Consider the following 22,966-nt stretch of genomic DNA (forward strand, 5'->3'; position numbering starts at 1 on the left):
TCAGTTGGGAATAATGTTTTTTATTGGTAATTAAATTTAGTGGTTTTAGGTACATTTTTGGGGGGATGGACATAATCAGGACAGTAGTTTTGTCCTGTAAAAATGGCTTAAACCCTTGGTTTTTCCATTATCAGTCATAATTCATGTATCCTATAGCCTAGTGCGGATTACTTACTAATGATTAATTTATTACGATCATAGCTGCGAACACTTCTATTTTCTGGAAAAAGTTCGACTTTTTCTAACTTACAGCAAGTTATATATGTGTTTTACAGGTTGATTTGCGCATTTACGCAAACGCAATTATCATAACTTAAACGTTAAGAAAAAGCTACACCCATTTACTTATTATTCCCTAATACGTACTCATTGTTATATCGGATTACCTTTTGTAATCTTGTAGGTGTTTTTGTTATATTCATCATACAATTTTCGCACTTATGAAAATATAGGAAAAAGGCGGGGAACTTGTAAAACAAGCCCCCCACCTTTTTCCTAAAAAACGATATTATGATTCTATCCTATTCCTAGACATGCTCCCATGTAGTGATTCAATCGAATAGTTAGAGAATATACTGGCTTAAATCCCGATCTTGAGCGATATCTTTGAGTTTCTCCTGTACATACTGCGGTGTGATCACGAACCGTTCCAGCGTCAATTCAGGAGCCTCAAAAGAAAGATCTTCAAGCAGCTTCTCCATAATAGTATGCAGACGGCGTGCTCCGATGTTCTCCGTGTTCTGGTTAACTGTCGCTGCAATGCCTGCAATCTCCTGAATCGCTCCTTCCGCAAACTCCAGTTCAATATTTTCGGAGCGAAGCAAATGCGTATATTGCTGGGTCAGTGCATTTTTGGGTTCTTTTAGAATACTGACAAAGTCCTCCAGCGTCAGACTCTCCAGTTCCACACGAATCGGGAAGCGACCCTGCAGCTCGGGAATCAGATCGGAAGGCTTTGCAGTGTGAAACGCTCCTGCAGCCATAAACAATATATAGTCGGTCTTGACCGCTCCATATTTGGTCATGACGGTAGAGCCTTCTACAATCGGCAGAATATCACGCTGTACGCCTTCTCTGGATACATCCGGTCCTGAACCGCGGCCAGCACTGGCTACTTTATCAATCTCATCTATGAAAATGATACCTGTCTGTTCTGCACGGCGCAGCGACTCTTGGGTCACATCATCCATATCAAGCAATTTATTAGCTTCCTGCTGGGTCAATACCTTGCGCGCTTCCTTGATCGGCAGCTTGCGCTTTTTCATCTTTTTGGGCAGAAAGCTTCCCAGCATCTCCTGCATATTCATGCCCATCTGGTCATTGCCCTGGCCCATGAACATATCCATCATATTCGGTGCATTGTCTTCCACTTCCACCTCGATGATTTGTTCTTCCAGCTTACCCGACAAAAGTTCAAAGCGTACCTGACGCCGTCTCTCTTGAATAGACGTGTCTTCGTTGCGATCTTCCATCGGCTCTTCAGGCTGGTTGCCATTGCCACCAAACAGCATTTCAAAAGGATTACGCTGCATTTTGGCTTTACTGGCAGAAGGAACAAGGATATGGACGATACGTTCATTAGCCGCTTCTTCCGCTCTGTCTTTCACTGCCTCTGTGCGTTCCAGCTTCACCATGCGGATCGCTGTCTCCACCAGATCACGGACCATAGACTCTACGTCACGTCCTACATAGCCCACTTCAGTAAACTTGGTAGCTTCCACTTTGATAAATGGAGCCTGAACCAGCTTCGCGAGTCTACGTGCAATTTCTGTTTTACCTACACCTGTAGGACCAATCATCAGAATATTTTTGGGTACAATCTCATCCTGTACGTCTTCCTCCAACAGGCTGCGGCGATAACGGTTACGAAGTGCGACAGCCACAGACTTCTTAGCCTTTTTCTGTCCAACGATATATTTATCCAATTCGGCCACAATCTGTCTCGGTGTCAATGCATTATGATCATTATTCATCTTGTTCCCTCCATATCCATAAATTCAGAAAGAAAACCGGTGCGTACCGCCCCTGCAAGTAGAGTACGGACCGCACCGGCCAGGCTCACAATTCTTCTACGATGATATTGTTGTTGGTATATACACAGATCTCCGCAGCAATGTTCAGGGAAGCTTCGACGATATCTTTAGCTTCCAGATCTTTGCTGTGGCGCTTAAGCGCACGAGCTGCAGATAGGGCGAAATTGCCACCGGAGCCAATAGCGATCACATCATCATCCGGCTCAATAATTTCTCCGCCGCCAGAGATAAGCAGAATACCGCTTTTATCCATAACGATCAACAGCGCTTCAAGTTTGCGCAGTACCCGATCGGAACGCCATTCCTTGGCCAGTTCGACGGCTGCACGCTGAAGATTGCCATGATGCTCCTCCAGCTTGGCTTCGAACTTTTCAAATAAAGTTATGGCATCTGCAACAGAACCTGCGAATCCAGCAAGCACTTGTCCACGATAGAGACGACGAATTTTCTTGGCATGCTGCTTCATAATTACATTTTGTCCAAAAGTCACCTGTCCGTCACCGGCGATTGCAGCTTTGCCGTTATGACGTACGGCACATATGGTCGTTGCGTGAAATGAGAGATCCATCGTTTTCCCTCCTGTTCATTATTTGTCCATATTGTCTGGCTATTAAGCTGACTTTACTCTGCAGGAGCAGGCTCTTCCATGTGGAAGAACTGTCTGATACTATCCAGTGCCTGCTGGGCCAACATTTCATTTTTCTCTTTTTTGTTACGGATTTTCTTCTCCGGTTTGGGTAGCAGACCGAAATTCGCATTCATCGGCTGAAAATGATCCGGATCGGCATGTGTAATGTAATATGCCATACTTCCCAGTGTACTCTCCTGCGGTAATTGAATTAATTCTTCGCCTTTGGCCAGGCGTGCTGCATTCATACCGGCAATCATGCCGGATGCTGCGGACTCTACGTATCCTTCCACTCCTGTCATCTGACCGGCAAAGAAAATACGCGGCTGGCTTTTCAGCTGATACGTTGGTTCCAGCAGACGGGGCGAGTTGATAAAAGTATTACGATGCATTACCCCGTAACGGACAAAATCGGCATTTTCCAAACCAGGAATCATCGAGAATACCCGGCGCTGTTCTCCCCATTTCAGGTGAGTCTGGAAACCAACCATGTTATACAATGTACCTGCTGCATTGTCCTGACGCAGCTGTACCACCGCATAAGGAAGTTCTCCTGTATGCGGATTAACCAGACCGACCGGCTTCATGGGACCAAACAAAGCTGTCTGTTTGCCGCGCTTCATCATAATTTCGATAGGCATACAGCCTTCAAAATAAATCTCTTTTTCAAATTCCTTGAGCTGTGCTGTCTCCGCACCAATCAGAGCTTCATAAAAAGCGTTGAACTCTTCTTCGTTCATCGGGCAGTTCAGATAGGCTGCTTCTCCCTTGTCATAGCGGGAAGCCAGATAGACCTTATTCATATCGATAGAATCTTTTTCGATGATTGGCGCTGCCGCGTCATAGAAATAGAAGTACTCTTCTCCCAGTAGAGACTGGATCTGCTGGGAAAGTGCAGGAGACGTCAGTGGACCGGTTGCAATCACAACGATGCCATCGGTTGGAATCTCCTGAACCTCTTCATTAAGTACGGTCACGAGCGGGTGATTATGCAGTGTAGACGTAATCTCTCCGGAGAAACCATCACGATCTACCGCCAGCGCACCGCCAGCCGGTACAGCATTGCGATCTGCTGCTCCAATAACGAGCGAGTTCAGCATACGCATTTCCTCTTTCATGACACCGACTGCATTTGCCAGCGTGTTGGAACGCAACGAGTTACTGCATACCAGTTCTGCAAACTGATTGGTGTGATGTGCCGGTGTCTTCACAACCGGACGCATTTCATACAATGTTACGGGTATACCCTGACTGGCAATCTGCCAGGCCGCCTCACTACCTGCTAATCCTGCGCCAATCACGGTTACCTTTTGAAATTCTGACACAATTCAAAACCTCCTGCATATTCCTGCTATAAATGAATGGGAAACTGTATAACCTCTATTCAAGCAATGCTGAATCAAGGCCATGTTTCCAATAATTAATCTACGCTTACTATCTATTAGTATAAGCTAAACTGCTGCCAAATTCTAATGTCCGGATAGCCAGACAATATAATCAGCAGCAACATACTGTATTCCAATCAAATCAGATACAAGCTCATCAATCGAGCTCGACAGCCTCGTTTTCGTTCTCTTCGACCATTTCGGTATGATCACACTTTGTACATTGCAATTTGACACCCTGCTTGTTCCGTTTCTCGACCATCATCGAGGTACATACCGGACACGGTTTGAGTGAAGGGCGATCCCAGGATACAAAGTCACATTCCGGATAACGATCACATCCGTAGAATACACGGCCTTTTTTGCTGCGGCGCTCTACGACATGACCTTCATGACAGGTTGGACACGGTACGCCGATATCTTTGATGATCGGCTTGGTATTACGACAATCCGGGAATCCGGAGCAGGCGAGGAACTTGCCGAATCGACCGAGTTTATATACCAGGTGACGTCCACATTTGTCACAAATCTCATCCGATACTTCATCCTCGATCTCAATCTCTTTCATTTCCTCTTCCGCTACTTTAAGCCGTTTCTCAAAGGACTCGTAAAACTCGCTGAGTACGTGTACCCATTCTTCCTGTCCTTCGCCCACATGGTCTAAATCCTGTTCCATATGTGCCGTGAATTCCGGATCCAGAATCTCGGGGAAAAATTCTTCCATCTGCTCAATAATAAGTTCGCCGAGCTCGGTAGGCATGAATTTCTTCTCTTCGATCGCTACATATCCACGCTTCTGAATCGTCTCCAATGTCGGCGCATACGTACTCGGACGCCCTATGCCGAGTTCTTCCAGCGTTTTGACGAGGCGGGCTTCAGTGTATCGTGGCGGCGGCTGGGTGAAATGCTGCTTTGGTTCGATTTCTTCTTTTTGCAGATTGTCTCCCTTGACCAACGGCGGCAGGAATTTTTCGCCTTCTTCCTTACCATCATCATTACCTTCCACATATACTTTCATAAAGCCCGGGAAGCGTACTTTGGAACCAGCTGCACGGAAATTGGCAGGACCAGAGGCAATATCCACGGACAGTGTATCCAATACAGCCGAAGCCATCTGGCTGGCTGCAAAGCGTTCCCATACGAGTTTGTACAAACGGAACTGGTCACGGCTCATATATTCTTTTACCGATTCCGGATCACGTACTGCCGAGGTGGGGCGAATGGCTTCGTGAGCATCCTGGGCATTGGCGTTCTTTTTGGTATATTGGCGGGGTTCTTCCGGGATAAAGTCAGCACCGTATCGGCCCGTAATATATTCGCGAATCTCTTCCTGTGCGGAAGCAGCGATACGTGTAGAGTCTGTACGCATATAGGTGATCAGACCGACCGTACCTTCTTTGCCTAGGTCGATACCTTCGTACAGCTGCTGAGCAACAGACATCGTCTTGGCAGCACGGAAATTAAGCTTGCGCGCTGCTTCCTGCTGGAGGGATGAGGTTGTAAACGGAGCAGCCGGATGACGCAAACGTTCGCGCTCTTTGACATCCGTAACTTCGAATGCAGCATCGGCGATCGCTGCGAGTACTTCGTTGACATCTTCTTCGCTGTGAAGCTCTTTTTTCTCGCCATTCAGCTGATTGAACTTCGCTTCAAACGTAGTGCCGTTAATGGTAAGCCGCGCTGTGATGCTCCAGTACTCTTCCGGCGTAAACTCCGAAATCTCATTTTCACGGTCGATAATAATTTTTACTGCAACAGATTGTACACGTCCTGCAGACAGTCCTTTTTTGACTTTCTTCCATAATAGTGGACTGATTTTGTAACCTACCAGACGATCCAGAATACGTCTGGCCTGCTGGGCATTGACAAGATCCATATTAATCTGGCGCGGCGTTTTAAAAGCGTCCTTTACCGCCTGCTTGGTAATTTCGTTAAATACAACGCGGCATTCTTCGCCTTCCGCTACATCCAGTGCATGAGCCAGATGCCAGGCAATTGCTTCCCCTTCGCGATCCGGGTCAGCCGCCAGATAGACTTTTTTTACTTTTTTACGTGCATCTTTTAATTCTTTTAGAATGGAACCTTTACCACGAATCGTAATATATTTGGGATCAAAATCGTTCTCCACATCTACACCGATCTGACTTTTCGGCAGGTCGCGGACGTGACCCATTGACGCTTTGACGATAAATTTGCTGCCCAGATATTTACCGATCGTTTTCGCTTTTGCCGGTGATTCTACAATTACGAGTGAATCTGCCATTAGGTTCGTCCCCCTTTCTGTTATTCTATCTATGGTTTGTTTTATATTAAGGTGTATATCGCACCAGAGCGTTGACTGATCTGTTTTTTTATGATTAAAGATAACAGAACCGTATGCAAAAGTCCAAAATCAAACTTCGATTGTACCTGAAGCTCGTCGATATTCGCATCTCCCTGCTCCAATATAAGGTATATCGTTTTTTCATCTTCTGTCAAATAAGAAATATCTGGCAATATCATGGATGAGGAGACATGAGCGTTATTAATATCCCCATTTTCTTCCTTTTTGTATGGTTTATCACACCAATTCAAAAGAATTGAATCATATTCATTTATAATGTCATCCGCCGTGGTCACCAGGATAGCCCCCTGCTTGAGGAGTGCGAGTGTCCCCTGGCTTTTGGGAGAAGTAATGGGACCGGGTACGGCAAAGACATCACGATTGCTGTCCATGGCATAATCGGCTGTAATCAAGGAGCCGCTGCGCACATCGGCTTCGACGACTACAGAGCCATGCGAAAGCCCGGCAATAATACGATTGCGCTGTGGAAACAATCCGGGCGAAGAGCGTGTGCCGATCGGATATTCGGATACAATGAGTCCCCGCTCCGAGATCGTATGATACAAAGACCGATTCTCCGGCGGATAAATAACATCAATACCTGTGCCGAGTACAGCAATCGTATGGCCATTCGCCTGAAGGGCAGCTTGATGACAAGTGCTGTCGATTCCCCTCGCCATGCCACTGACGACCGTGACTCCACGGGCTGCCATATCACCTGCCAGCAGCTCTGCCACTTTACGTCCATAAGCGGTCGGCACCCTTGTACCTACCATGCCTATGCAAAAGGAAGAAAGCAATTCCTGTCTCCCGATTGTGTACAGTACCCACGGCGGCTGAGCGATTTCCTTCATTAAAATGGGATACGTATCATCCATGATTGTTATAATTTGAATTCCCTTATCCTGATAATGTGACAAACGGGTCAGCAGATAATCCTCCTGCAGCTGAGCAGGTAAAGTTTGGGAGACTTTATCAGGCATGCCTAACCTCCGCCAGCGTCCGGCATCCCAATCCGGCAGTTCGCGCAGATCCGCATGTTGTTGTAGTATATCATAGATTCTTTTCCAGCCAATACCTGTTGCTTCATGTAATCCTATCAATATGGAACGTTCATCCAGCATCATTATCCATTCTCCTCTGTCAGGAGGCAGACGTGACCATCTACTCCATTTAATCGTATGTCATTTCATATTGCAAGCGTTTACTCTATTTGTGCTTGAAGCTGGACAACGCAAAGAAGCAACCCCTGTCTCAATAAGAGAATCAGAGGTTGCTTACCCTGTCACGAACGATATCCAATTACAGCTATTATAATGAAAAGAAAGACAGAAGTCTATCCCTGTTCATCAACAGGCTGAACCGGCTGTGTTCGTTATATTAGTGAGTAGTGCACTCGCCCAGCAGACCGCGCTCTTCGAGCACTTCCACCAGCGTAGAGCCCATCTCGGATGGCGTTGGAGCGACTTTAACCCCGCAAGATTCCAGCTTGGCAATTTTCTCGGCAGCTGTACCTTTACCACCGGAAATGATTGCACCCGCATGACCCATACGTTTGCCTGGAGGCGCAGTGGCACCGCCAATGAAGCCCACGACAGGTTTGGTCATATTTGCCTGAATCCATTCTGCCGCTTCTTCTTCCGCTGTACCGCCAATTTCACCGATCATGATAACCGCACGGGTATCTGGATCTTCATTGAACATTTTGAGAATGTCGATGAATTCGGAACCTTTGACAGGGTCACCACCGATACCTACGGCAGAAGATTGACCGATGCCGCGTGTGGACAGTTGATGCACTGCTTCATACGTCAGCGTACCACTGCGCGATACGACACCCACATAACCCGGCTTGTGAATATAGCCTGGCATAATACCGATTTTGCACTCGCCCGGCGTAATGACACCCGGACAGTTTGGACCGATCAATACCGTCTTTTTGCCTTCCATATAACGGGAGACTTTGACCATATCCAGTACAGGAATACCTTCTGTAATACAGATAACGAGGTCAAGGTCTGCATCGACCGCTTCCATGATGGAATCTGCTGCAAATGCCGGTGGCACATAGATAACACTTGCCGTAGCGCCTGTTTTCTCCTTGGCTTCAACAACCGTATTAAATACCGGCAGACTCACTGTGGAGCCATCCTCCAGCGTAATATCCACGTTGGTTCCGCCTTTGCCCGGCGTTACTCCGCCAACCATTTGCGTACCATAATCCAGGGCACCTTTGGTGTGAAATAATCCCGTTGAACCGGTAATCCCTTGAGTGATCACTTTTGTATGCTTATCTACAAGAATACTCATTGTCCAGTCACAGCTCCTATCACTTAATTTAGGTCCTGGTGTTGTTTTATACCAGCGCTACGATCTTTTGTGCTCCATCCGCCATGGAGTCGGCAGCTACGATGTTCAGTCCCGATTCAGCCAGAATCTGCTTACCGAGATCTACGTTCGTACCTTCCAGTCTCACGACGAGCGGTCGATCCAGCCCGATCTGCTTGGCAGCTTCAACGACGCCGTTGGCGATAACGTCACAGCGCATGATGCCGCCGAATATATTGATGAAAATTCCTTTTACGTTTGGATCGGACAGAATGATTTTGAAGGCTTCAGTAACCTTCTCTGTCGTTGCACCGCCCCCTACGTCCAGGAAGTTGGCGGGTTCGCCGCCGTAGTATTTAATAATATCCATCGTTGCCATCGCCAGACCGGCACCATTGACCATACAGCCGATATTGCCGTCCAGAGCGATATAACTCAGGTCAAATTTGGAAGCTTCAATCTCTTTCTCATCTTCTTCTTCCAGATCACGAAGTTCGAGAATTTCCGGATGACGGAACAACGCGTTAGAGTCAAAGTTCAGCTTGGCATCCAGAGCCATGACCTGACCGTCACCGGTTACAACCAGCGGGTTGATCTCGGCAATCGAGCAGTCTTTTTCTACGAATGCTTTGTACAAAGACAACATAAACTGAGCTGCTTTGTTTACCAGCTTGGCAGGAATATTGATGGCATAAGCCAGCTTGCGGGCCTGGAAAGCCTGCAGACCGACTGCAGGATCGACAGCTTCACGGAAAATCTTTTCCGGTGTCTTTTCTGCCACTTCCTCGATCTCTGTGCCGCCCTCTTCAGAAGCCATGATGACCACTCTGCCTGTAGCACGGTCGATAACTACGCCTATGTAATATTCTTTTTGAATATCACAGCCTTCTTCAATCAATAGACGTTTGATTTCTTTGCCTTCCGGACCTGTCTGGTGGGTAACGAGTACCTTGCCAAGCAGTTCTTGGGCATACGTACGAACTTCATCTACGCTTTTGGCTACTTTAACGCCTCCGGCTTTACCTCTACCACCAGCGTGGATCTGTGCTTTGACCACACAGACCGGACTGCCCAGAGATTGTGCTGCTTCTACAGCTTCTTCCACCGTAAAGGCAACTTTGCCCTCAGGCACTGCCACTCCATACTGTTTAAGTAATTGTTTTCCCTGATATTCATGGATATTCATCTGGTAAATCCTCCTATCGACATGAATGCATTCCGGCCATATTGCCCGGCAAATCAATAACCTTTGCTATTGTAACATGTTTTTAAAACGCTTTCCTTAAAAATTTTACCATTTTAATCCACGATATGGAGAAAATCATAAGGAAGTAATTGCCTATGCCTAATATATCATGTATGCGTTAACAAAGTAAAAAAAATAAAAACCCTCTCAACTGAATCGTTAAGAGGGATAATCGGTCCGTACCTAATATATCCTGGTAATTCGGCAGTAGAAAAATTTATTTCTTGCTCACTGCCCCATTTACATTAGCCCGATGAATATTCTGCAACAGCTGCTTGAATTCATGCAGCAGCTCGTCCAGCTTATCCGTGTTAATACACGTTCTCTGCTTGATATCATCGGGAATGGAAACCGCTTGTTGCTGCAAGCTCCAGCCCGCTTCAGTCAATGTAATATGAACTTTACGTTCATCTTCCGTAGAACGTTTGCGGATAATCAACCCTGCTGCTTCCAGACGCTTGAGCAGCGGTGTCAGTGTGCCGGAATCGAGGTACAACGCATTACCCAATTCTTTCACTGTGCATTCCTGCTGTTCCCATAGTACCAGCATTACAAGATACTGCGAATACGTAAGACCGAGATGATCCAACAGCGGCTGGTACATTTTGGTCATTTCACGGGACGACGCATAGATGGCAAAGCAAAGCTGATTGTCCAGCTTAAGCTGGGGATGCGGATATTCCTGAGATTGAGTGTCCATTCTATAATCACCTGCTTTTATATAATGAGTATTCTAAATAGGTTCCGGATTTTTATATAGTAATAACCTATCACACGATATATGAATACTTGATTGTATTTAATGCTTAAACTCTATTCTATCATAAATTTAATTGCCTGACATTATTATTACGAAAAACATTTTACTTTTTATATTAATTGTGCTAAATTTAATTTTGTGAAATAAAATAATGAAAAAGGTGGTAATTAATATGTTAAATATCCAACAAAAAATGTACGAAACTTCTGTAACAGCCATTGGTGGAAGACAGGGTTACGTGGAATCTTCCAGCCCGGATCTGCGTCTTGATATTGCCACTCCAAAAGAAATGGGCGGCGCTGGTGGTGCCGGTACGAATCCCGAGCAGCTGTTCGCAGCAGGTTACTCTGCATGCTTTGATAGTGCGCTGAACATGGTAGCCCGTATGCAAAAAGTAAAACATGAAGGCACTCAGGTAACCGGTACAGTGAGCTTTGGTAAAGCGGAAGATGGCGGCTTTGCACTGGCTGTACGTCTGGATGTTCTGGTTAAAGGAATCGACCGTGATACTGCTTCCAAACTGGCTGAAGAAGCACATAATGTATGTCCCTACTCCCGTGCAACACGCGGTAATATTGCAGTAGAAATTAACGTTCTGTAATTCATTTCACAGCTTGATAAACCCCGAAGAAAGACTTCTGATATGAACGGATCATATAAATATAATGAAGAGAAGCGGCTTTCCCTGGCTGCTTCTCTTCATTATATTTCAGCTGTTTTGATGGAGAATTCAGTTTAATAATGAACATTATGCAGTATTATTTTTTATTTTACTGATACCGCATACATTACTGTCCTATCAGCTTTTATGGTAGATTGAAAGATATACCTGCTGTCTGATCGGAATGTAAGCTTCGTGTCAAAAGTTGTTCACTGGTGTATGTATGTTATAATGAATATTGCTTTGCATATTCATTGCAAAAGGTTATTGCGCTCCATTTTACTATCATCATGAGTACGAATAACCTTATCAAATCATGTATAATAACAGGAGGTCACTTATGAAACTGAAAATCACTATACTCTTACTCGCACTCACTGTCGTTACAGCGACCGGCTGTTCCAAAGCCAACGAATCTGCGCCTGCTACCGGGTCAACAACTACCGAACAGGGCACTACAGATACTTCCACCGCTGATAATAAGACAGCTGACGAGCAAGGAACCGCTGCAAATGACACTACAAAAGACGCTGCTACCGAGAATAAGTCTGGTGAGTCGAATGATTCCACTGACTCTGCCAAAAACGGTACTGCTGCTGATATGACTACCAAAGAAGTTGCTGCGGCGATCAAAAAGCAGGGAATCGATCTGGTATCTGAACCAGATGCTGCGGGAAAATGGGTACTTAATAACGTGAAACCAGATCGTTACGTAACAACTAAAGATCCTAAAAAAACAGAGCCTGTATCGATCTATGTTTTCAAATCCGAAGATGATCTGAAAAAAGGTCTGGAAGATCTGAAGACTCAGCAAAACGGTATTCCTTTCAAAAAAACTGAGTATACTAACGACAATGTACTAGTGATCTACTGGTTTAACCCGGATCTGAATGAAGGTAATGTAGAAAAAGGAATTTTGGATGCCAAATTGTCCAAAGCAGTTGAAAGCCTGTAATCGGCTTATCCTGAATCACAAAAATCGAATCATAAAATGAATTACAAAAAAGACTGGCGCGTTATAGCGTCAGTCTTTTTCATATGTGTATGCAGGATATGTTGTAACTATGGTATTGAAAATGTTTCTACGCATTTTCTGTTTCCTTTTTCTGCAATGTCTGATCATGCGAACCTACGATTTATGGCTACCTGTAAAGGGATTGATTCCGTATGTCAGATCGCGGCCGATCTCCTGCTCTTCTGCATGAATACGTCTGCCCACAGCGACGATATAAAGGTCATTAGCTGCTTTGGCAAATCCAGATAAGATATGCACTATAATCTCCATCCTGTCACCCTCCTCATCACCCTGCATTTCCATTTTGCTGCTAATTAATTTCAATCTATACTGACGTTTGCGGAGTATTAATCACGTCCGCCGGTAAAAGGATTGATCTCGTGGGTAAGGTCACGTCCTGCTTTTTGCTCTTCATGATGAATTCGCTTGCCAATTGCAATTTTGTTCCATACCAGAGGAGCAAAGATTGCTGTCATAAACAAAATAAGCCAGAATAATTCCATATCATTCATTCCTTTCTTGATAATTATTCAAATTATTAATAGAAGGATGTATGATCATATACGGAATAAAAAGGGATTTGTTTCATATAAATGGAAATTCAATCTGCTTCGCAGTACTTCCATTCATCTTCGGGCATCTCATATTCGTCGGATGAGAAACGCTCTTCTTTGAAAGGATCAGCTATATTATGGAAGCCGTGGTTCTCCCAGAAGCCTCTTCGGTCTTCGTTCATAAATTCAATGCCCCGAATCCATTTGGCGCTTTTCCAGAAGTAAAACTGCGGTACGATTAGGCGCAGCGGCCAACCATGCTTGGCCGTAAGAGGCTTGCCATCATAATTCCAGGCCAGCAGTACATCATCCTTCATCAGCTCTTCCAGAGCTACATTTGTCTCATAATCCGGATCAGCGTGGATCATCACATAACGGGCTTCCGGTTTGATTTTTAGCTGACGGACCAGATCCGAGAATCGGACTCCTTCCCACGGCGTATCAAACTTGGACCAGCGCGTAACGCAGTGAATATCACTTATCGTCTGTGTCACTGGCATCGCCTGAAGCTGTTCAAACGAAAAAGTATATTCCTGCTCCACTTCTCCAAAAATCCGCAGGTTCCACTCCTTCAGATCGTACTCGGGTACACTTCCTTCATGCAAAATCGGAAAACTGTCGGTAAGTGTCTGCCCCGGCGGCAGACGGTGCTGAAGCTCCTCATCCAATAAGGGTTTATTGAGAATACGTGCATTTTTAAGACGTTCTGCTTTATTGGACTGCATTGAACGGCCTCCTTTCTTCTAGTATGTTTTATATTAACGATTGAAGCGCCAAATAGAAAGGGGGTTGATTATACTTTTTATCACCAAAAAGATGATGACCGGTGCAGCTGAACCTTATTAGCAGCAGGATATGCGCATCGGTTATACCAAGTCCTAGAGTCTGGCGTCAATAACTAATCAGGCAGTTTTATTACTCAACAAGGGTAAGCTTATGATCATTTTTATTACGCTATTCACTTCCAAAACAGCGACTGTACTAGAATTTAGAACAATCGAGCTGCACAATCACAAATACAGCGCCGGTCCCGGCCTATCTGCTGTATGATCCTTTGATGACGATGACCAGCACTGGAGATTCAGAATCAACAAAGTGGTCCTCCCGCTTGGTTCGATACAGGGAGAATTTCTGGATTATCTTCAGCAAGATGATATCTGTCTAGACCCCTGTTTTTTTGCGATCCAGCTGGCGGTACTGTATTGCTTCCGCAATATGCACTGCCTCAATCTGTTCTTTTTCTTCCAGATCGGCAATCGTACGGGCCAGCTTGAGTACACGATCTCTCGCCCGCATGCTCATTCCCAATTGTTCAAATGCAGCTTCCAGCAGTTGATTCGCGTCTGCTGCCAGATGCGTATGCTCCCGCAGCCAGCGGCCGGACAACTGGCTGTTCCACTGGATACCTATGCCTGCGTAACGCTTCAGCTGGCGTTCATGGGTGCGATGCACAATATCTCTCATGCTGGCGGAGTCATAACCATCCGATTGGAATCCTTCCGACTGCTGCCAGTCGCGCTCGCTCGGACGCGGCACTTCGATCTGCAGGTCTATCCGGTCCAGCAGCGGGCCGGATATTTTGGCGCGGTAGCGGGCAATCTGCGCCTCACTGCACGTACAGTGATGCACCGGATGATGGCTGCCCAGGTATCCGCATGGACAGGGATTCATTGAACCGGCAAGCAGAAAATTCGCCGGGAAAGTAAATACGGCTCTGGCCCGACTGATATGTACTTCATGGTCTTCCAGCGGCTGACGCAGCACTTCCAGGACGGATCTTGGAAATTCCGGTAATTCGTCGAGGAACAGAATTCCCTGATGAGCGAGACTCACTTCACCCGGCTTGGGAATGCTGCTGCCACCGATTAAGCCTGGAACGGTAATGCTGTGGTGAGGAGAGCGGAACGGGCGCGTAGAGACGAGTCCGGCTGTGCTGTCCTTGAATCTTCCAGCGACACTGAGTATTTTGGTCACTTCCAGCGCTTCCTCTTCGGTCAAAGGAGGCAGAATCGTGGGCAGACGCTTGATCAGCATTGTTTTGCCGGTACCCGGGGGACCAAGCAGCAAAATGTTATGCATGCCGGAAGCAGCAATCATAAGTGCCCGTTTGACGTGCTGCTGCCCAAATACATCCGCATAGTCTTCCTGGGTCGCTGGAGCAGACTGACGAAGTTCCCGAATATGTTGGCGGCTCAGTAACAGCGGCTCCAGATGAACCAGTTTACGCGGATCGGATTTCTTGAATGGACCCGGCAGTTCGATCACAGAGTCATTCTGGTTGGATTGTGCCTGTACAGATTCTACTGGTGACATATTGCCAGAATGTTCATCATTTTGAGCTGTACCTATTGCTTCCGGCATCTCCATAGATTCGATTTGGGCAGCTTTTAAGCTTTTTGAGTTTTTTAAGTCTTTTGAGCCTTTTGATTCTTCAGATATGACAGTATGCTCGGACAGCTCGGCTTCTGTGCTATACACTGCAGCAACAGACTGTAAGGAAGCCGCCTGTGTCACTTTTTTGACAATCATGGGCGGCTGTCCCGGCACTCCCATTGTAAACACCTCAACACCCGTCTCTGCTCTGGAGGGAGTCGAATGATTATGATGCAGCTCCACAAACAGCTCATTCATATGCTTGATTCCATATACACGTACGCCTTCTACGAGTGCTGCCTCCATCGCATTCTCTGCAGGTAAAATAACGGAAGTTAATCCATGCTGACGGGCAGCATCCACCATCGACAGGACACCCGGTACCGGACGGAGTGCGCCATCCAGAGCAAGTTCGCCGATCAGCAGCATCTTCTCCTGACCGGGGAAAATAATCTGATCACTCGTTGCCAGTATCCCCATCGCTATGGCCAGATCAAATGCAGAGCCTTCCTTGCGCAGATCGGCAGGTGCGAGGTTGATGGTGACCCGCTGGGAAGGAAAAGTAAACCCGCAATTTTTAATCGCCGAGCGGACCCGTTCAACAGATTCGCGAATCGCCGAATCCGGCAGGCCGATAATGGATACCATAGGCAGCCCATTGGAAAGGTCCGTCTCCACTTCTACCATTACCCCATGAATGCCCTGAAGACAGGCACTGAATAACTTACCATACATAACAAAAACACCCTTTCTGTATACATTATCCTGCCAGTCTGCAGGAGTGTAATACAAATGGGTGCTTCCTCATTTTGCATATTATCATTTATTATTCTATCCGAATTTAACGAAAAGCTTCTATAATATGTTCCAGCTCTACTACCTGATATGCCGAATTCATCTGTATTGTAATGACATCATAGCGAAAGCGCTGATTATATTGATGTGTAGCATAAGCATAGACTTCAGCGGTCTCCCGGATCTGACGCTGTTTGCGCCAGTCTACCGATTCAGCTGCTGTACCATGGGTTATACCGCTGCGGCTGCGCACTTCCACGATGACAATCGTGCCGTCCACAGCGGCGATAATATCCAGTTCACCGCTGCGACAGCGCCAATTTCTCGTCATAATCTGATAACCCTGCTGATCCAGGTAATAGGCTGCCGTATCTTCGGCAATTCGGCCCTTGAATTTTCTGTCGTCTTGCCGCTCATCTGTATGCTCACTTCTATCACTGCGCGCGACACATAAAGAGTCGGCATTAATGGACAAATCGGATTTATTCATATCTCATCACCAGATATCCAGGTTGGAAGTAAAGTTCTTGTCTGCCCGGTAAATAAATGTCAGGATCTCGGCGACCAGATCATACAGCTCGCCTGGAATTTGCTGATCGAGGTCCAGCTTGGATAGTACTTCCACCAGTGCAGCATCTTCCTGGATGGCAACGCCCGCTTCCTGGGCCTTTTCCAGAATCGTCTCGGCGACCCGGCCGCGTCCTTTAGCGACAACGATCGGCGCTTCTCCCTGGGAAGGGTCATATTTTAGTGCAACTGCACGCTTGCCTATAAATGAACTGTCTTTGGGCTTATTCATATTTTCATATCCACCCCTTTGTATTCAGGCGGTGCATACTGATCCATCAGTCCAGAACCGGGAGCGGCTGTACTGCCAGCTTCATTGGTCGAACGAACAGGAAGCCCGGCAAATTGCAGCGATGACAATTGATACCCGAGTGAACCGATCGCATCGGCTACTTCCTGCTTTTTGCTCTCTATCAATGGAGCCAACTGCTCCAGATCATTATGCACTTTGAGGGTAACAATTTTGTCCACTACCTGCACATCCAACAGCGTAGGTCCGAGCATTTTCATATCGAGATCAAACCACAAGCGGCAGTTGGAAGCATCCAACTCTCCTTTGGCTCCCCTGCGTGACTGAATCTGTACAGAAGCGGTCTCCTGTCCGTCCGGCCCGTTAAAAGGCACAAACATGGTAACCTGGGCAAAAGGAGCCGTACGATCCGTATTCAGCAGCAGCTGCTGGCCGGTCAGCTGTTGTACGAGCTGCTGGGCAGCATCCTTAAGAGCAGGAGGCACATCATCCGCTGATGTTAATTGCAGCAGCAGACCTTTGAGTGTATCCTGCGCTTTGGCCAAGGCATCTTCAGCAGCCTGGAGAGCGGGCTGGGCAATCTGTGAAGCGTCCGGTCGGGTAATGTCCGTATTCAGCAAGGCCGGATCATGTGCATGCAGTATATTCGGATGCTGTGCAGACATTGGTACTGCTGCAGTAGTTGGAACAGTAATTGCCGGTGCCTGCGGTGCCACTGGAGCATTTGGGGCATCGGGTACCAGTGGAGCGGCAGCTGCTGGCGCTTGTCCGTTAACAGGTGTACTGCTCGCTGGTAATGGAGCTGTAGTACCAGCATTGGCAGTAGTACTAGGAACGGGTCCTCCTGTATTGGCAGGAGCAGGCTGGCGAGGATCTACATCAGGCTGCTGCGCCTGATTGGCTGGTACAGGAGCGGCCGTCGTGCCTGCCTGTGCTTCCGCAGAGGCCGCAGCTGAGCCCGCAGTCAACGTAAGTGCTGCGCGGACTGTCTGCTGCTCATATTCGGCTCCCAGGAGCTTCAGAACCTGTCCTACCCATGGAGCAGCCACTGTCGGCTTGGTGGTCTGGCCTGCAGCAGTGGAAGCTTGTGTTGAAGCTGCATTCTGCGCAGTTGATCCGGTATTACTGGATGCAGCGCGACTGGCAGGATCACTTTCCCCTTCGACTGATGCTGCCTGTGTACTTGTTGTACCGGCATTTTGCAGCGGCGCATCCTGTCCTACTGCCTGAGGCACCAGACTATTGATCTGCTGAATGACATTTTGCAGCTTATTCAACAGTACAGCAGTTGTTCCGCCTGCATTGGCAGATTGTGCAGCGGTTGGAGTCGGAGAGGTCGTCATCCCCTTAGTGGCAGCCTCTGGTGTATCTGCAGCAGACGGAGCAGCAGATGAGGCAGCGGGATTGGCATTATTTCCATTAGTTAACGCACTCTGGGATGAGCCGCCACCTTTGAGCTGGGTAGATGCAGACTGAAGCAGCTGCTCCATATTGCCCAGCATTTCGTGCAGCGGTGGACCGAACAATGCCTGATGCAATCCTGTAACACTCTGGCCTGTGACAGGCAGCCCTTTTTGCACAGCTACAGCTGCGGCTTGAACCCATTCTCCTACTGGAACAGTAGCAGGCTTCTGAGCAAGCGAAGTTTGTATATTTTTTATATTTTCCGGGGTTAAAGGGATACCTGATGTACGCATCTGGTTAATCATGGCCCGGTTATCTTTGGTGTCCGGGAGATTCATGGACTCCAGCACTTCTGCTGTAGAGGCAGCAGGCAGCTGTGCAGCAGGATTACCTGCAATCGGTTTGAGGACAGGCATGCCATCCTTGCCCGGAGGCTGTACCTGCAGCATGGTCGTCTCTCCTTGCTGAAGTGGTGTCTCGAGCTTGGCACGTACTTTGACACCCTGAATCTGTACGACTGCTTCCTGTCCGTCATCCGATATACTGGTTACCACTCCACGGACCACCTGGCCTTCTTTTAATTCCATTTGCTTGGCTTCCCCGGGCTTGACATCACCCATCATCCCCCGGAATAGTGATCCGATATTCATCATCTAACCTCCTGTCTGTAATTAGGAATAAGTACAGGGAATGATCCGTTCGTGCTATATAGACCCGCTCCGGATTATTCGCCTTTGTATATTTATCGGTTATATGCTGTCTTCCAATGAGCTAATGTCATATATAAAGATATATACAAAAAGAACCCGATCTTTATAAAAGATTCGGGTTCTTCCCTAGCCGTGTCTACGATAATATATGCAACATCGTAACCGATTTACAGCAGGAAATCAACTATTTTCCGGCTGTATTATAAGACTCATCAGAAAAGTGTTGGCTGCTCCAGCAGCAGATTGCCGAGGAAGCTGCGACGATGCAGCGGAGTAACACCAAGTTCAAGAATACGTTCCCGATGCAGCTTGGTCGCATATCCTTTGTGACCGGCAATACCGTAGCCAGGATACTGTTCTTCCCATTCTCCTGCGCATAGCCGATCACGCGTTACCTTGGCAATAATGGAAGCTGCAGCGATACTGTGGCTGTTGGCATCTCCCTTGATAATACTCTGCTGGGGAATCGGCATATCTACCGTTTCGGCATCCACAAGAATATAATCAGGTGTCACTGTCAGCTGCTCAAGTGCGATCTTCATTGCCAGGAGCGCAGCCTGTCTGATATTGATCTCATCAATTACCGCTGCACTGACATGGCCGACACCTACAGCAAGCGCCTGCTCCATAATTTGCGTATAGAGCTGCTCCCTTTTTTTGTCGGTAAGCTTCTTGGAGTCATTCACACCCTCGATGACCAGCTCCTGAGGCATAATGACAGCTGCAGCTACTACATCTCCAAACAGGCATCCCCGGCCGACTTCGTCGACACCCGCGATATGTCCATAGCCTGCTGACCAGCATTCCCGTTCATAGTTCAACAGTTCAGACATTGCATGATCCTCCAGTCATTTATGGAGTCTCCATGGAAATGCGACCCATTTTGCCTGCACGGAATTCACGCAGGATAACTTTTGAAGCCTTCTCCAGATCGATACGTCCGCCGCTCATCAGACAACCCCGCTTACGACCGATTTCTTCCATAATTTCCACTATTTCATTGGGATTATCCAGATCCTGTGGTGGTTCTGACAGTTCAAAGCGCTCTGCAATATTTTTCCAGTAATATTCGCAAATGTACTTCATACCGAAATAAGCCACATCTTCGACATTGAGAATCTCTTCACGAATCGCTCCGGTTACAGCAAGACGGTAACCCACTGTTTGATCTTCAAACTTGGGCCATAAAATCCCCGGTGTATCGAGAAGTTCCATTTCTGTACCGACCTTGATCCACTGCTGGCCTTTGGTCACGCCTGGGCGGTCTCCGGTAGCAGCGATACTTTTGCCTGCGAGCCGGTTAATCAGCGTCGATTTACCCACGTTCGGGATACCGACGATCAGTCCACGCATCGGGCGCTGGTTCATGCCTTTGGCAGCACGTTTGTCCCGCTTTTCCTTGAGCAGCAGCTTGGAGCGTTCCGGAATTTCCTTGATTCCGTAGCCGCTGGCTGCATCAAGAGGTAATACTTCATGACCTTGCTTTTTGAAATATTCTACCCATAATGCGGTTGTTGCCGGATCTGCCAGATCTGCTTTATTCAAAATAATCATTCTTGGCTTGCCCTGCAAAATCTCGTCAATCATCGGGTTGCGGCTGGATAACGGCAAACGCGCATCCAACAGTTCAATAACCATATCGATCAGCTTAAGCTTGTCCTCGATCTGGCGTCTTGCTCTTGTCATATGTCCGGGAAACCATTGAATGGTCACAGGTTTTCCCCCTAACTTCTAAAATTAATTTTGTGCAGCAGGTGCATCCTGATCGATCCATTCCGCATTGCTCAGCGGCCAGAAGATCACGTCAGCACGTCCAATAATATCTCCCAGCGGTACATAACCGATCATACGGCTGTCCTGGCTGTTGGAGCGGTTATCTCCCATTACAAATACATACCCTTCCGGTACTTTGCCATCCGGGAGCTGTTCTGTCGGGAAATTATTAATGTTATAATCGCTTCCCTGGGCATGTGCATTATCGATGGCTGCCTGAATGTACGGCTCGCTCATCACTTTTCCGTTCACCGTCAGCGTATCTCCTTCAACCTTGACGGTATCTCCACCCACAGCGATAACCCGTTTGATAAAGTCACGGTGCTGGGATGGCACTTTGAGTACGACCACTTCACCCGGCTTGGGATCGCGAATGTCGTACAGAATCTTATTTACAATAACACGTTCGCCGGTATGGAAATTAGGCTGCATCGAAGGCCCATCCACAATAAAAGGCTCAAAAAGGAACCAGCGGATCACAATGACGAGCAGCAGAGCTACAACAATCGCTTTGATCCATTCTTTGGCTTCGCTCTTCTTTTTGGGGGAAGCGGCAGCCGTCTCGGAGGTACTGCTTCCGTTTGCTGGTTCCTGGACTTCGGCAGATGGTGCTGCCTCAGCTTGATTGTTGGTTTGTTTTGAGTCTTGCTCCATAGATATGCCTTCTTTCCTGGTTGAATTGGCGCTTTGTATATGTACCATCCGGTAACATACAGGAAATTCTCCGGATGTTGTTACCAAGTACCTATACGATATCCTCTATCTATTTTACACACAATTTTGCAAAAACCAAATTTTGAAACAAGCTATTTGTCAAGCATTATCCCCGTTTTTGCATTTTAGCCAGGCAGCCTTTGAAAATGATACAAAAAATCCCGTCTGCCGTCTTCCTGCAATTTGCACAATGAATCACAATACAACTACCGATGCGGTAACGAATATCCTGGCATACAAGCAATATCGTTAAGGCATGGGAGATGACTGCAATTCTGCAAAATCGCTTGTTCAAGACGGTCTGGCGGAATAGCAACTTTATTCTATAATCAAGCTGTAAACATCCTGTAAAAACAACGAAAAGGGCTTGTATGACCAAGCCCTTCTCTTCCGTATTCTCTGTAAGGATTAACGGCGCAGTTCTTTAATTCTCGCTGCTTTACCGCGCAGTTCACGAAGATAGTACAACTTCGCACGACGCACTTTACCGCGGCGAGCCACGTCGATTTTATCAATTTTAGGAGAGTTTACTGGGAAAGTTCTTTCCACACCTACACCGTAAGAGATTTTACGAACTGTAAAAGTCTCACTGATGCCTCCACCTTGACGTTTAATTACTACACCTTCGAACAACTGAACGCGTTCGCGGGTTCCCTCAATTACCTTAACGTGTACTTTTAAAGTATCACCAGCACGGAAATTAGGAATATCCTTGCGCAGTTGATCTTGAGTAATCGCCTGAATGATATTCATCTATGACTTCCTCCTTCCACACAGATGTTCTTGCGACTCAGGGAGACCTTTTGTCTCCTCATCATTGTCTGCAGAGGACCACCAGATTCACACAACATTCGAATTATATCATAACTTTTGAAGTAATGACAAGTCCTTTTGAAGGGTTTTACATTACATTTTCATTATTTTATATTAACAGTTGTTTCAATAGCGATAAATTCCTAATAAGTAGATTTAATCAACCAAAACGTTCCATGCGCAGCATCTTCTGCAGACTATGCAGACGTTCCAAATCTTCACTGTAGCGGTCATAGCTAAGCCTGTCTTTTTCCATCACATTCAGACGTGCTGTCTTTTTGTGATCCATCATTCGGTCAAGCAGTTTGATGACGGTATTGCGGCCCGCATAATCAGCAATAAAGTACTTTCTGCGCGGCTCTGCCTCCAGATACAGCAAGTATTTAAATTCCGGCAGCAGCAACCCAATAACCGAATCTGCCTCTGTATCGGTAAAACTGGCACTCAATATGGAAGCATAGCCCTGACTGCGCAGATCGCTGCTGAGACGGGTAATCCACTCCGGCATGCTGTCGTCCTGTTGTTCATAAGAAGATGTCATGATACTACTCCTGTCTTTGTAGCCTTTCGTTAGCCGGATCATATGGTATGAAGCAGGCTTCTCTAAAGATGCAGCTTGCTCTTACCTCTATTC

At 46.9% G+C, this 22,966-nt stretch carries 22 protein-coding genes; 2 read left to right on the forward strand and 20 right to left on the reverse strand.

Annotated features, from left to right (window positions below):
* Positions 1-563 precede the first annotated feature (563 nt).
* From hslU to M1D61_RS13855, 8 genes are all read right to left on the reverse strand, one after another.
* A complete protein-coding gene (gene hslU, locus M1D61_RS13820) occupies positions 564-1,973 on the reverse strand; it encodes an ATP-dependent protease ATPase subunit HslU (protein ID WP_458119190.1) in 1,410 nt (469 codons plus the stop codon).
* A gap of 85 nt (positions 1,974-2,058) precedes the next feature.
* On the reverse strand, positions 2,059-2,601 hold the full coding sequence (gene hslV, locus M1D61_RS13825) for an ATP-dependent protease subunit HslV (protein WP_458119191.1): 543 nt from the start codon (positions 2,599-2,601) through the stop codon (positions 2,059-2,061).
* Positions 2,602-2,654: 53 nt separating this feature from the next.
* Positions 2,655-3,986, reverse strand: a complete 1,332-nt coding sequence (trmFO, locus tag M1D61_RS13830; protein ID WP_458119193.1) for an FADH(2)-oxidizing methylenetetrahydrofolate--tRNA-(uracil(54)-C(5))-methyltransferase TrmFO — start codon at positions 3,984-3,986, stop codon at positions 2,655-2,657.
* Positions 3,987-4,203: 217 nt separating this feature from the next.
* Positions 4,204-6,309, reverse strand: a complete 2,106-nt coding sequence (topA, locus tag M1D61_RS13835; RefSeq protein WP_458119194.1) for a type I DNA topoisomerase — start codon at positions 6,307-6,309, stop codon at positions 4,204-4,206.
* Positions 6,310-6,350: 41 nt separating this feature from the next.
* A complete protein-coding gene (gene dprA, locus M1D61_RS13840) occupies positions 6,351-7,493 on the reverse strand; it encodes a DNA-processing protein DprA (protein ID WP_458122510.1) in 1,143 nt (380 codons plus the stop codon).
* A gap of 256 nt (positions 7,494-7,749) precedes the next feature.
* Positions 7,750-8,679: a succinate--CoA ligase subunit alpha gene (gene sucD / locus M1D61_RS13845; protein WP_458119195.1), complete on the reverse strand. Its 930-nt coding sequence runs from the start codon at positions 8,677-8,679 to the stop codon at positions 7,750-7,752.
* A 46-nt stretch (positions 8,680-8,725) separates the two neighbouring features.
* Complete coding sequence (sucC, locus tag M1D61_RS13850; RefSeq protein ID WP_458119196.1) at positions 8,726-9,883, reverse strand: ADP-forming succinate--CoA ligase subunit beta; 1,158 nt, start codon at positions 9,881-9,883, stop codon at positions 8,726-8,728.
* A 277-nt stretch (positions 9,884-10,160) separates the two neighbouring features.
* The gene (locus M1D61_RS13855) at positions 10,161-10,643 is read right to left on the reverse strand and encodes a MarR family winged helix-turn-helix transcriptional regulator (RefSeq protein ID WP_458119197.1); all 483 of its coding nucleotides are present in this window, start codon (positions 10,641-10,643) and stop codon (positions 10,161-10,163) included.
* A 232-nt stretch (positions 10,644-10,875) separates the two neighbouring features.
* Here M1D61_RS13855 and M1D61_RS13860 point away from each other — a divergent pair, with 232 nt between their 5' ends.
* Positions 10,876-11,304, forward strand: a complete 429-nt coding sequence (locus tag M1D61_RS13860) for an organic hydroperoxide resistance protein (RefSeq protein ID WP_060534413.1) — start codon at positions 10,876-10,878, stop codon at positions 11,302-11,304.
* A gap of 400 nt (positions 11,305-11,704) precedes the next feature.
* Entirely contained in the window at positions 11,705-12,319 is a 615-nt protein-coding gene (locus M1D61_RS13865) for a hypothetical protein (protein WP_458119198.1), read from the forward strand.
* Positions 12,320-12,493: 174 nt separating this feature from the next.
* Here the strand turns inward: M1D61_RS13865 and M1D61_RS13870 are convergent, their stop codons facing one another.
* The 12 genes from M1D61_RS13870 to M1D61_RS13925 form a co-directional block, all read right to left on the reverse strand.
* The gene (locus M1D61_RS13870) at positions 12,494-12,649 is read right to left on the reverse strand and encodes a hypothetical protein (RefSeq protein WP_458119199.1); all 156 of its coding nucleotides are present in this window, start codon (positions 12,647-12,649) and stop codon (positions 12,494-12,496) included.
* 77 nt (positions 12,650-12,726) lie between these two features.
* Positions 12,727-12,882, reverse strand: coding sequence for a hypothetical protein (locus M1D61_RS13875; RefSeq protein ID WP_458119200.1), 156 nt, complete (start codon positions 12,880-12,882; stop codon positions 12,727-12,729).
* Positions 12,883-12,980: 98 nt separating this feature from the next.
* Positions 12,981-13,658, reverse strand: a complete 678-nt coding sequence (locus tag M1D61_RS13880; protein ID WP_046215345.1) for a sulfite oxidase-like oxidoreductase — start codon at positions 13,656-13,658, stop codon at positions 12,981-12,983.
* Between the two features lie 436 nt (positions 13,659-14,094).
* Entirely contained in the window at positions 14,095-16,041 is a 1,947-nt protein-coding gene (locus M1D61_RS13885) for a YifB family Mg chelatase-like AAA ATPase (protein ID WP_458119202.1), read from the reverse strand.
* Positions 16,042-16,147: 106 nt separating this feature from the next.
* A complete protein-coding gene (locus tag M1D61_RS13890; RefSeq protein WP_458119203.1) occupies positions 16,148-16,591 on the reverse strand; it encodes a YraN family protein in 444 nt (147 codons plus the stop codon).
* Between the two features lie 6 nt (positions 16,592-16,597).
* Positions 16,598-16,900, reverse strand: coding sequence for an EscU/YscU/HrcU family type III secretion system export apparatus switch protein (locus tag M1D61_RS13895; RefSeq protein WP_458119204.1), 303 nt, complete (start codon positions 16,898-16,900; stop codon positions 16,598-16,600).
* Positions 16,897-18,972 carry a hypothetical protein gene (locus M1D61_RS13900; RefSeq protein ID WP_458122511.1) on the reverse strand — a complete coding sequence of 692 codons (2,076 nt, stop codon included), beginning with the start codon at positions 18,970-18,972 and terminating at the stop codon, positions 16,897-16,899. The genes M1D61_RS13895 and M1D61_RS13900 overlap by 4 nt, the downstream gene beginning before the upstream one ends.
* Positions 18,973-19,244: 272 nt before the next feature.
* On the reverse strand, positions 19,245-19,865 hold the full coding sequence (locus tag M1D61_RS13905; protein WP_458119205.1) for a ribonuclease HII: 621 nt from the start codon (positions 19,863-19,865) through the stop codon (positions 19,245-19,247).
* A 19-nt stretch (positions 19,866-19,884) separates the two neighbouring features.
* On the reverse strand, positions 19,885-20,745 hold the full coding sequence (gene ylqF / locus M1D61_RS13910) for a ribosome biogenesis GTPase YlqF (RefSeq protein WP_458119206.1): 861 nt from the start codon (positions 20,743-20,745) through the stop codon (positions 19,885-19,887).
* 24 nt (positions 20,746-20,769) lie between these two features.
* Positions 20,770-21,459: a signal peptidase I gene (gene lepB, locus M1D61_RS13915; RefSeq protein ID WP_458119207.1), complete on the reverse strand. Its 690-nt coding sequence runs from the start codon at positions 21,457-21,459 to the stop codon at positions 20,770-20,772.
* 468 nt (positions 21,460-21,927) lie between these two features.
* A complete protein-coding gene (gene rplS, locus M1D61_RS13920; RefSeq protein WP_046215338.1) occupies positions 21,928-22,272 on the reverse strand; it encodes a 50S ribosomal protein L19 in 345 nt (114 codons plus the stop codon).
* A gap of 220 nt (positions 22,273-22,492) precedes the next feature.
* Positions 22,493-22,873, reverse strand: a complete 381-nt coding sequence (locus tag M1D61_RS13925) for a hypothetical protein (RefSeq protein ID WP_458119208.1) — start codon at positions 22,871-22,873, stop codon at positions 22,493-22,495.
* Positions 22,874-22,966 lie beyond the last annotated feature (93 nt).

Source organism: Paenibacillus sp. Z6-24 (genome assembly GCF_054161335.1).